Annotated in this window: 9 protein-coding genes; 6 read left to right on the forward strand and 3 right to left on the reverse strand. The window is 67.9% G+C overall.

Annotated elements, in window-relative coordinates; all coding sequences use genetic code 11:
• On the reverse strand, positions 1-1,916 hold a 1,916-nt coding region (tmcA, locus tag R6U01_RS06020; protein WP_410285558.1), incomplete at its 3' end, for a tRNA(Met) cytidine acetyltransferase TmcA.
• Positions 1,917-2,015: 99 nt separating this feature from the next.
• On the opposite strand from tmcA, the gene R6U01_RS06025 reads away from it, so the two are divergent.
• A complete protein-coding gene (locus R6U01_RS06025; RefSeq protein WP_410285559.1) occupies positions 2,016-2,465 on the forward strand; it encodes a UPF0179 family protein in 450 nt (149 codons plus the stop codon).
• Positions 2,466-2,489: 24 nt separating this feature from the next.
• Here R6U01_RS06025 and R6U01_RS06030 read toward each other — a convergent pair whose 3' ends face one another.
• Entirely contained in the window at positions 2,490-3,215 is a 726-nt protein-coding gene (locus R6U01_RS06030) for a nucleoside phosphorylase (RefSeq protein WP_410285560.1), read from the reverse strand.
• 200 nt (positions 3,216-3,415) lie between these two features.
• Between R6U01_RS06030 and R6U01_RS06035 the strand changes: the two genes are divergently transcribed.
• The 5 genes from R6U01_RS06035 to R6U01_RS06055 all read left to right on the forward strand — a co-directional run bounded on the left by R6U01_RS06035 (position 3,416) and on the right by R6U01_RS06055 (position 7,329).
• Entirely contained in the window at positions 3,416-3,613 is a 198-nt protein-coding gene (locus R6U01_RS06035; protein ID WP_410285566.1) for a hypothetical protein, read from the forward strand.
• A gap of 80 nt (positions 3,614-3,693) precedes the next feature.
• On the forward strand, positions 3,694-3,936 hold the full coding sequence (locus tag R6U01_RS06040) for an amphi-Trp domain-containing protein (protein ID WP_410285561.1): 243 nt from the start codon (positions 3,694-3,696) through the stop codon (positions 3,934-3,936).
• A gap of 151 nt (positions 3,937-4,087) precedes the next feature.
• Positions 4,088-5,275, forward strand: a complete 1,188-nt coding sequence (locus R6U01_RS06045) for an Ig-like domain repeat protein (protein ID WP_410285562.1) — start codon at positions 4,088-4,090, stop codon at positions 5,273-5,275.
• 131 nt (positions 5,276-5,406) lie between these two features.
• Positions 5,407-6,750, forward strand: coding sequence for a hydroxymethylglutaryl-CoA synthase (gene hmgB, locus R6U01_RS06050; RefSeq protein WP_410285563.1), 1,344 nt, complete (start codon positions 5,407-5,409; stop codon positions 6,748-6,750).
• 123 nt (positions 6,751-6,873) lie between these two features.
• Positions 6,874-7,329 carry a 30S ribosomal protein S19e gene (locus R6U01_RS06055; protein ID WP_410285564.1) on the forward strand — a complete coding sequence of 152 codons (456 nt, stop codon included), beginning with the start codon at positions 6,874-6,876 and terminating at the stop codon, positions 7,327-7,329.
• Positions 7,330-7,656: 327 nt separating this feature from the next.
• Here the strand turns inward: R6U01_RS06055 and ppc are convergent, their stop codons facing one another.
• On the reverse strand, positions 7,657-10,359 hold the full coding sequence (ppc, locus tag R6U01_RS06060) for a phosphoenolpyruvate carboxylase (protein WP_410285565.1): 2,703 nt from the start codon (positions 10,357-10,359) through the stop codon (positions 7,657-7,659).
• Positions 10,360-10,436: the final 77 nt, after the last annotated feature.

Below are 10,436 nucleotides of genomic sequence, written 5' to 3' on the forward strand. Positions count from 1 at the left end.
TCTCGGAAGGCGACGGCGTGGCGGGAGAGCATGTCGCGGCCGACCCCGGTCGCCGGCCGAAGCATGATCGCCGAGTGCTCGCCGGACGCGTCGTTGCGCGAGGTCGAGAGGTGGACGGTCCGGTAGCCAGCCCGCCGCCAGAACCGGAGCAGGCGCGGGGTCGCGCCGTAGCCGACCGAGAAGTAGTCGACGCCGTCCCGATCGCCGCCGTCCGCGCCGTCGCCCTCACCGCCCTCCCCACCGAACTCGGCGTGGACCTCGTCGAGCAGACGGGAGCCGAACCCCGCGTCCCTGAGGGCGTGGTGGGTCGCGATCCGGACGGTCCGAATCCCTCGCGGCTCGGCGCCGCCCTCGTCGCGGAGTTGGCTCGTGAGCACGTCGGGGACCATGTTGCCGCGAACTCGCTCGCCCTCGTACATCGCCCGACGAGTCTCGGCGTCGATCCCGCCCTCCCGAGCCAGCAGCGCGACCGCGACGACCCGCCCGTCTGCGACGAGCGCCCGCGTCGAGAGGTTCGGCGCGTCCAGCAGGCGCGCGAGGTCGTTCGGCTCGGTGCGGTAGTGAGCGGCGACGAGGAGCCCGAACGCCTCCCCGAGGAGCGTCTCGTCCGCGAGCAGCTCGTCGGGAGCGAGCGCCCGATACGTCGCCGCCGCGACCGCGCCGTCCGCGACCGCCTCGTCGACCGCCGGCCGCGCGTCGAGCAGGAGCGCCCGCGACGCCCACGCCTCGACCGGGTCGTTCCGGGCGTACCGGATCGGCTCGTCGAGCCGGACATCGCGCACCGTGAGCGGGCCGTCGAGCAGCCGCTCGCGGAACCGGATCGCGAACCCGCGGCCGGCCCCCTCGTAGCCGTGGACCGTGGTGCAGAACGCGACGGAGAGCCGCTCGTCGAGGAAGCTCTCAAGCAGCCGTACCGGGAGCGCGGCCGCCTCGTCGACGACGACGACGTCCGGACCGCCGGGCAGCTCCGCGGCCTCGGCCGGCGGCAGGTACCGAACGCGCCCGCCGCTCGGCGCGTCGATTCGGCGGACCCCGCCCGCTTCGGCGTCTCCGTCCTCGCTCGCTCCGATCAGCTCGCTCGCACGCGCGAACACCTCCGCCGCGTTGCGGGCCGCCGGTGCGGTGACGAGCACGTCGGCGCCCGCGAGGGCGAGCGCGCCGGCCGCGAGCCCCGCCGCGCTCGACTTCCCGCGCCCGCGGTCCGCCTCGACGACGATCGCGTTGCCTGGGGTCGCGAGCGCCTCGAACGCCCGCACCGCGCGCGCCTGATCGGTGGTGAGACACGCCTCGTACGCCGCGGCGGGGAACGTCGCGTCCGGCGGGACGGCCGGCTCGCGACCGGCTGCGGCCCCTTCTCCCGCCTCCCCTGTCGGCATCGCCTCTCCGGTAAGCGCGTCGCGTTCGACGACGTCGCCCTCGGCTCCGTCCGCGTCCAGCGAGACGATCGCGATCCCCGGATGCGTGCGCAGGGTCTCGACGAGCCGATCGCGGAACCGGCCGCTCACGTCGTCCACGCCGTACGGCGGGACCGCCAGCGACTCGTCGAAGCGGTCGCGGACCCCGGGCCACTCGTCGAGCGCGGGCGTCAGGAGGACGAGGAGCCCGCCGCCGTCGACCGCGCCGACGCACCGCCCGAGCGCGTTCGGGACGAACTGCTCGTGACAGTCGAGGACGACGACCTCGCGGGTCCGGCCCAACAGTCGGTCAGCGTTCCGCGGCCGGTGTTCCTCGAACCGGAACCCCTCGCGGGTGGAGACGATCGACGCCGACGCGTCGTCGCTCTCCCCGCCGACCGCCTCGATCGCGTCGTAGGCCGCGTCGACCCCGCGGTCGCGGTCCCCGGCCAGCACGAGAACGCGCCGCTCGTCGGACCGCTCGGCCGCCCGTTTCGCGTCCCGTGCCAGCGCCGCGATCATCGTTCGGTCGTCGTTGCCGGGGGCCGGGCATGTGTCTTCCTCTCCGGGCCCCGCTCGCGAGGCGGGAGGCTTACGGCCTCTCGGAGCCTCGTGTCGCCCATGACCACGGTCACGCTCATCGGCACGCGGCTCGCGGACACGGGCCGCGAGTTCGTCTACGAGGGGGAGTCGCCCGACTGCGAGGGGTGTCCCTACCGGAGTCAGTGCCTCAACCTCTCCGAGGGGACCCGGTACCGCGTGACGGGTATCCGCGAGAACGCACAGGTCCTCGACTGCGCCGTCCACGACGCCGGCGTCCGGGCGGTCGAGGTCGAGCCCGCTCCCGTCCCCGCGAACGTCCCGTCGAAACAGGCGTACGCCGGCAGTCGGGTGTCGCTCGCGGGGCCGTGTCCGCACACGGAGTGCCCGAGTCACGGGTACTGCGTCCCCGACGGGGCCGACTTCGACGAGGAGCGCGTGATCGACCAGGTCCTCGGGGAGCCGCCCCACGACGAGTGCGCACTCGACCGGGAGCTGACGCTGGTGGAGTTCAGAGCGGAAGACGGGTGACCGGAGGGGTGCGGAGAGTCGGCCTTACAGCGCGGTGACCGCGTTCAGCGTGATCTGGATCGCGCGCTCGACGTTGTCTTTAGCCTTCTCCGGCAGCTCGTCGTCCGAGTCCGCGCCCTTCTGCGTGCCCGCGACGAGGTTCCCGTCGACGGTGCAGATCGCGCCGGCCCGCAGCCCCTTGCGGCGCGCCAGCGCGAAGACGGTCGCTGCCTCCATCTCGATCGCGAGGAGGTTCGCCTCGTTCCAGTCGGCGACGTACTCGTCGCTCTCGTTATAGTAGGCGTCGTCCGAGACGATCGGGCCGACGTGGACGTCCTCGCCGTTCTCCTCGGCAGCGTCGATGAGCTCGCGCAGCGCGTCGTAGTCGGGGACCGCGGGGTAGTTCGCCGACTCGTAGCGCTTGCTCGTTCCCTCCTCCTTGGCCGCGCCCGTCGCGACGACCATGTCGCCGACCTCCATGTCCACCTGCAGCGCGCCGCAGGTGCCACACCGGAGGAACGTCTCGACGCCGACCCGCGAGAGCTCCTCGACCGCGATCGCGGCCGACGGGCAGCCGATCCCGGTCGAGCAGATCGTGAGGTCGGTCCCCTCGTAGCTCGCGTTGACGATCTTGTACTCGCGGTTCTGCGAGACGAGCTCGCTGTCGTCACAGCGGTCCGCGATCCGGTCGACACGACCCGGATCCCCCGGAATGATCGCGATCTCGTGGACGTCGCCCTCCTCGATCAGCAGGTGCGGCTGTTTCGCCATGTGCGCCGGGACACCCGCCGCGCGCAAAAACGGACCGGTCGGGAGGCGGGGCGAGCACCGCGAAGCCAATTTGATATCGCGATATACAATTTATATACGGGGTAGCCGCCCGTTTCTCTCCCGTGACCGCTTCGCCAGCGTCGGCCGATCGGCCGGTTTATCGCCCGGCGGCGACAGCCTCGGACATGACCGACTCGGGTATGACGGACTCGGACGAGTCGCCTCCGCTCGCTTCGACGGTCGGCGCTCTCGTGATCACGTTCCTCATCGTCACGCCGGCCGCGGGGACGCTCCTCGCCTTCAACTGGACGCAGGCGGTGCTGCTCGGCGGATTCGCCGGCGCCGTGGCCGTCGCGTCGGCGTGGTTGACGGCGCGGCGGGGAGCGAGCGGCGAGTGAGCGGGGACGTTCGCGCTGCCACCGCGTGAGAACAGCCTCTCGGAGTTATGTCAGTGCGGAATAAACTTTCATCTGAAACCATGCCCGAAGAGCAGCTCTTCAAGACGGAGGAATCGACGACGAGAGCCGACATCGCCGACGCGCTCGTCGCTGCGGCCGAGGAGATCGAAGCCGGGTCCGTGCACCTGACGGACGCGACCGACGAGGTCGACGTCGAGATCCCCGACAACCCGTTGTTCGAGGTCGAACTCGAACGGCTCACCGACTCGGAAACGGGCGAAGAACGGTACGAGCTGGAGTACGAGATCCGTTGGACGAGGTGACGGCGTCGCTCCGGCGTTCGTTTTCTCTCCGGCGGGCCGCCGAGTCGGCGTCGCCTGACCGTCGCGATCGACGGGCGTCGACGACGGGCGGTTATCGCGACTGAGACGCCGGCCGGAGCCTTTTATATCCGTCCGGATTCGACATCTCGCAATGCGCTTCAGCCGCGACCGCCGGGGACAGTCGGTCGTGATCGGGACCGTGATCCTGTTCGGCTTTCTGATCTTGGCGCTCTCGCTGTATCAGGTGCAGGTGGTCCCGCAACAGAACGGACAGACGGAGTTCGAGCACTTCGAGGAGGTACGGAACGACCTCGTCGAGCTCAGAGCAGGGATTCTGCAAGCCGGCAGCACCGACCGGCCGCAGTATCAGACGGTCCGGCTGGGTGCTAGCTACTCGAGTAGACTCTTCGCTATCAACCCGCCAGATCCAGCTGGGACGATACGGACGACCGAGTCGTATCCAATCACAATCGCGTACGCCTCCAACGGCACGGTGATCGAGACCGTCCCGACGAGGTTCCTCCAGTACCGGCCGGGCTACAACGAACTCGACCAGTCGCCGACGTGGTACGACGCTTCCGTGCTTTACGCCGACGCCCGCGACGAGGGAGGCGGAATCGCGGTGATCGAAGACCAAGAACTCGTCAGCGAGGGTGGAGAGGTACGGATCGTCGCCCTCCAGAACGAGTTCCGACGAAGTGGAACCGGTCGAGTGACGCTCGAATTTCGTCCGGCAGAGGGCGTCACCGAGACGCTTCCTGAAGATAACCTCACCGTCACCGTTCCGACGCGACTGAGCGAAGACGACTGGGAAACCGAGACCGACCTCCCGACGGATAGCGATGTCTACGACGGGGTTTCGGACGACGCGAACGGCGACGGCGTCTACAATCTGACGCTCAACACGACCGAAGACGATCTGACAGTAGATACTGTTGGAGTGCAAGAAGCGCCTGAAGAACCGGTTCAGAATGCTGATGGAGCAGTTGGTGGTAGTGGTGGCGGTAGTGACGGTGATGACGGCAGCGGCAGCAACGACCCACAGGTCAACAGATTCGATGTGACGGATCAGAGCGGTAAACAAGCCAGATTCGACGTTACGTGGGAAGTGAGCGACGGAGGGAACAACCTCGACACGGTCACCGTCGAACTGATCGATCAGTCCGGAACAGTCGAGAATGACGTTACCACTGATGTGAGCGGCGGGACTGCCTCTGCCACCGACCGAGTGAGCGAAGAGGGTAATCCCAATGATCAGACGTACACAATCCGGCTCACTGTGACCGATACTGATGGGAATCGGACCACCGTAACCCGGGACGTAACTTACAGCGGATAGTATCGGCATCCAGTTTCGTAGTGCGAGCGGGACCACTCGAACTCAACGAGCGAAATCGTTCAAGCTCGGTTCAACGATCGACGTAATACCCCATCGACAAGCCCATATGCCGGCCGCATGAACGACCGTGTATGACCGAAGTGGGCATCGACGCCGTCGAAATCTGGACCGGAAAGCTCAAGCTCGATTTACCGGGCACCTTCGCCCCCGAGAAGGGCGACGACCCGGAGAAGTACACGAAGGGACTCGGGCTCAACAACTCCTCGTTCCCGGACGTCTACGAGGACATCGTCACGATGGGCGCGAACGCCGCGAAACGACTGATGGACCGGAGGGGACTGGAGCCGGCAGATATCGGTCGAATCGACGTCGCCACGGAGTCGGCGTTCGACCATTCGAAGCCGGTGTCGACGTACATCGCGGGCTGTCTGGAGCAGGTGTACGACGGCGACTTCACCCACGCCAACAAGGGCGAGCGGAAGTTCGCCTGCCTCGCCGGCACGCAGGCCATCGACGACGCGTACAACTGGATCCGCGCCGGGCGGAACCGCGACCGTCCCGCGATCGTCATCACGACCGACACCGCGCTCTACGCCCGAGGCGACCCCGGCGAGGCGACGCAGGGCGCCGGCGCCGTCGCGATGCTGATCGACGAGGACCCCTCCATCGTGGCGCTCTCGACGGACCAGGGATACGGGTCGAAGGACGAGACGGACTTCCTGAAGCCGAACCAGCAGTTCCCCAGCGTCGACGGGAAACGGTCCGTGCAGGTGTACCTCGCCCGGATGCGAGAGGCGCTGGAAGACTACGAGTCGGTCACGGACGACATCGAACTCGACGACTTCGCGTACGCCCCGTTCCACACGCCGTTCCCGGGAATGGTCCGGAAGGCGGCGCTGCTGGCGTACCGCCACGTCATCCGCGACACGGAGCACGAGGACGAACTCGCCGAGGAGATCGGCCGTCAGCCCCGCGAGGCGAACTTCGTCGACCGCGCGGCCTACGAAGAGGCCATCAGCGACTACATGGACAAGCTGAAGACCACGGAGCAGTACCAGACGTGGTACGACACCGTCGTGGAGCCGACGCTGGGGCTCTCTCGAGAGGTCGGGAACTGGTACACGAGCTCCGTCCACATCGCCCGCGTCAGCGCGCTGCGCGACGCTCTAACTCGCGACCGGTCGTTCGTGGGCGAGACGCTGCTCGTCGCGTCGTACGGTTCCGGAGCGCAGGCAGAGATCCACGCGGAGACGGTCCGCGAAGGCTGGCGCGCGGAGATCGAGAAGCTCGACATCGACGACCAGCTCGCGGCCCGCTACGACCTCACGTGGGCCGAGTACGAGGACGTCCACGACGTCCACGAGTACGACATGGACGTGGAACGCGAGATCGAGGAGTTCACCCAACCGGACGGCGAGTTCGTCTTCACCGGCTGGGGCCGGATGAACGAGCGGAAGTACGAGTACATCGAGTAGCGCCGTCGCCCGGGTTTCCCGTCCCCGAGGTCCCCTGTAGAAGCCCGTAACCCCGTGAAAACGGCTAACAGGGTTCCTCCCGATACGATGGGTTTAAACGACGCTAGGGTAAATCGGTACTCAATGGTAACCATCTACGACGTGCCGGCGGACGCCCTCATCGAGGAGGTCGCCGCACGACTCGAGGACCGGATCGACGAGCCCGAGTGGGTCGAGTTCGCCAAGAGCGGGTCTGGCAACGAGCTCCCGCCGGAACAGGACGACTTCTGGTACGTGCGCTCCGCCAGCCTCCTCCGGAAGCTCGCCCAGAACGAGCCGGTCGGCATCGAGCGACTCGCCACCGAGTACGGCTCGAAGAAGCGCGGCTCGAACCGCTACTCCGTCCGACCCGGCCGTCACTCCGCCGGCTCCCGCAAGATCATCCGCGCGTCGCTGCAGGCGCTCGAGGAGGAGGGGCTCGTCACGACCGCCGCCGGCGAGGGCCGTCGCGTCTCTGACGAGGGCGAGGCGTTCCTCTCCGAGGTCGCCGCCGACGTTTTAGCGGACCTCGACCGCCCGGAACTCGAACGCTACGCGTAGATCGCCGGTCGCTTTTCGAGTCCGCGTCTTCCCGCCGAGCCGCCGCTCTCGACCCGTCACTTTTCGAGGACCGGGCGTTCGACGTTGCTTTCTCCTCTGTCACCCCTCGTCAGCCATCACGTCGCCTCTCGTCGACCTTCTCGACGTTCCGGTTCCTGACGGCCTCCAGTCTCTGTTTATCGTAATACACCAAATAACGCTATATCAAATTTGTCCGAGCGGCGTCTCAGGCGTGACGTCGTCTCGGCTACGGAAGGGGGTCGTCTGGCACGCGGTTCGCGCGTCAAAAACGAAGCTCGAGAGACGGGACGTCGGACGCGGGAGGCGTTATCCGGTGTTCTTCATCCCGGCGGCGATGCCGTTGACGGTGAGCCGAAGGGTGCGCTCCTCCGCTTCGGTGCGGTGGGTGCGTCCGAGCAGGTTCGCCTGCAGCAGGTTCAGCGGGTCGACGTAGGGGTTCCGCCGGTCGAGGCTCTCCTCGAGCCATTCGCGCCGGAGGAGCTGGTCGCGACCGCTGATTTCGAGGATGAGTTCGCGTCCGCGCTCGTACTCCCCTATCAGCTCGGGGAAGAACCGCTCGCGGAGCTCGTCGTCGGCGAGGTCGGCGTACCTGGTGGCGATCTCCGGCTCCGTGCGGGCGAGCGCGAGCCCGGCGTTGTTGAGGGTGGTACGGAAGAACGGCCACTCCTCGTACATCTCGCGGAGCGTCTCCAGCCCGTCCGTCTCGCCGGCCTCGTCGAGGTAGGCGTCGATGCCGGAGGCGAGCGAGTACCAGCCGGGGAGGATGAGCCGCGTCTGGGTCCACGAGAACACCCACGGAATGGCGCGGAGGTCCTCGACGGTGCGCTCGCCGGAGCGCGAAGCCGGCCGGGAACCGAGGTTGAGGTCCTCGACGACGGAGATAGGCGTCGCCTGTCCGAAGTAGTCGACGAATCCGTCGGTGTTCAGCAGGTCGCGGTACGTCTCGCGGGCCGCGGGCGCCAGCGTCTCCATCGCGTCGACCCACGCCTCGGGAACGTCTTCGGTGGGCTCCGCGTTGGCCTCGTGGCGGGCGCGGATCTGCGCGTCGAGCATCTGTTCGAGCTCTCGTTCGGCGATCCGCGGGTTGGCGTACTTCTCGGCGATCGCCTCGCCCTGCTCTGTGAACTTCACCTGTCCGGTGACGGTCTCGTTCGGCAGCGCGAGCAGCGCCTCGTTCATCGGACCGCCGCCGCGCGAGATGGAGCCGCCGCGGCCGTGGAACAGCCGGAGCGTGACGTCCTCCTCGCGGCAGAACCGCGCGATTCGGCGCTGGTTCTCGTAGAGGTCCCAGTTGGCGGCGAGGAACCCGTTCTCCTTGTTGGAGTCGGAGTAGCCCAGCATCACCTCCTGGACGTCCCCGCGGACGTTCAGCGCGGTCGCGTACGCCTCGTTGTCGAACAGCGTGCCGAGGATGCGCTCGGCGCCGTTGAGCGCGGATTCGGTCTCCAGCAGGGGAACCACGTCGAGCCCGCAGTGGTCCGGCAGCGAAACGGCGCCGGCCTGGTCGGCCAAGAAGAGCACTTCGAGCACGTGGCTCGGCTCCTCCGTCATCGAGATGCAGTAGGTGTCGATCGCCTGCTGGCCGTACTCCTCCTGCCATCCGGCGAGCTCGCTGAACCGCTTGAGCACGCGTTCGGTCGTCTCGGAGACGTCCCCGGGCTCGTCGGGGTCGATGACGGGACCGTCCTGGAGGATGGCCTCGGTGAGGAACTCCTCGCGGGCCGCCTCCTCCATCTCGCGGTAGTCGACCCCCTCGCTCGCGACCGCCTCGGCGACGGCCTCGGTGTGGTTCTCGCGGTGGTCTCGGAGGTCCAGCGAGGCGAGCGTGAGGCCGAACGTGTCCACCTGTCGACGGAACGGCTCGACGAACGACTCGCGGACAGCGTCCTGTCCGTCGGCCGCGAGCGACTCGGCGATCACGTCGAGATCGGCGAGGAACGCGTCGCCGTCGGCGTACTCGCCGGGTCGCACGTCGTCGACGCGGTCGAGCCGCTCGCGCATCAGGCGGAGCTTCTGGCGGTACGGCTCGTCGGGGTACCGATCGCGGGCCTCCTCGACGACGGTCGGGAACCGCTCGGCGTCGGCGGCGAGCGACTCCATGAGCCGGTCGTCGATCGCGTACCGGTCGCCGTCTTGGCTCAGCACGGCGGAGAGCCGCTTACACCGGTCGCGGTACTTTTCGATGGCGACCGCCCGCTGGCGTTCGAGCGTCTCGTCGGTGACCTCGGGCGTGACGAAGGGGTTCCCGTCGCGGTCCGAGCCCGCCCACGATCGGAACTCGAACAGCTTCGGGCAGTCGACGTCGTCGTACTCGCTCGAGATCGTCTCCTCGAACTCCTCGTAGGCGTCGCCGACGACGTCGAAGAGGGTGTTCTCCAGGTACCAGCCGACGTTGCGCGCCTCGTCTTCGGGCTCCGGACGGCGCTGACGCACCTGTCGGGTTCCCCAGAGGCTCGTCACCTCGGCGGTGACGTCCCGCCAGATCGCGTTCCGCTCGCGCTCGGTGAGGTTGCGCTCGTCGAGTTCCTCCAAGTGATTCGCGATCGACCGGAGCTTCGCCTTCACCGTCGCCCGGCGGGCCTCAGTCGGGTGGGCGGTGAACGTCGGCTCGATGAGCACGTCCTGTAAGAGCTCGCGCAGCTCGTCCGCCTCGACGCCCTGCTCGGCGAACTCCGCGATCGTCGCCTCGAACGAGTCGTGCAGGGCCCCCCCGTCGTCGGCGTTCCGGATGGCGCGGACCCGCTCGCGCTCCTCGGCGAGGTTGATCAACTCGAAGTAGGTGGTGAAGGCGCGGGCGACGATCTCCTCGCGGTTCGACGAGAGACCCCCGACGGTATCGTGGAGCCGGTCGCGGCTCTCCGCGTCGCCGCGCCGGTACTGGATCGCCGCGTTCCGCAGGTCTTCCACCGTCTCGTACGCCTCCGTGGAGGTCTGCGCGGAGAGGATGTCACCCACGAGCGCGCCGAGCTCCCTGACGTCCGTCCGCACGTCTCGATTGTGCAACTCCATACCACAGATTCCGACAAAATGCTGGTTGCGGCCGCCGTTGCCGTGGTCTTCCGGCAATACCGGAGTCGTTTCACCGC

This window comes from Halorubrum sp., assembly GCF_046498025.1.
Taxonomy (GTDB): Archaea; Halobacteriota; Halobacteria; order Halobacteriales; family Haloferacaceae; genus Halorubrum.

What these genes read in the sequence shown, in the direction of transcription:
- R6U01_RS06025 (WP_410285559.1), top strand. Translation starts at nt 2,016, where the DNA reads ATGACCACGGTCACGCTCATCGGCACGCGGCTCGCGGACACGGGCCGC.
- R6U01_RS06030 (WP_410285560.1), bottom strand. Translation starts at nt 3,215, where the DNA reads ATGGCGAAACAGCCGCACCTGCTGATCGAGGAGGGCGACGTCCACGAG.
- R6U01_RS06035 (WP_410285566.1), top strand. Translation starts at nt 3,416, where the DNA reads ATGACGGACTCGGACGAGTCGCCTCCGCTCGCTTCGACGGTCGGCGCT.
- R6U01_RS06040 (WP_410285561.1), top strand. Translation starts at nt 3,694, where the DNA reads ATGCCCGAAGAGCAGCTCTTCAAGACGGAGGAATCGACGACGAGAGCC.
- R6U01_RS06045 (WP_410285562.1), top strand. Translation starts at nt 4,088, where the DNA reads ATGCGCTTCAGCCGCGACCGCCGGGGACAGTCGGTCGTGATCGGGACC.
- hmgB (WP_410285563.1), top strand. Translation starts at nt 5,407, where the DNA reads ATGACCGAAGTGGGCATCGACGCCGTCGAAATCTGGACCGGAAAGCTC.
- R6U01_RS06055 (WP_410285564.1), top strand. Translation starts at nt 6,874, where the DNA reads ATGGTAACCATCTACGACGTGCCGGCGGACGCCCTCATCGAGGAGGTC.
- ppc (WP_410285565.1), bottom strand. Translation starts at nt 10,359, where the DNA reads ATGGAGTTGCACAATCGAGACGTGCGGACGGACGTCAGGGAGCTCGGC.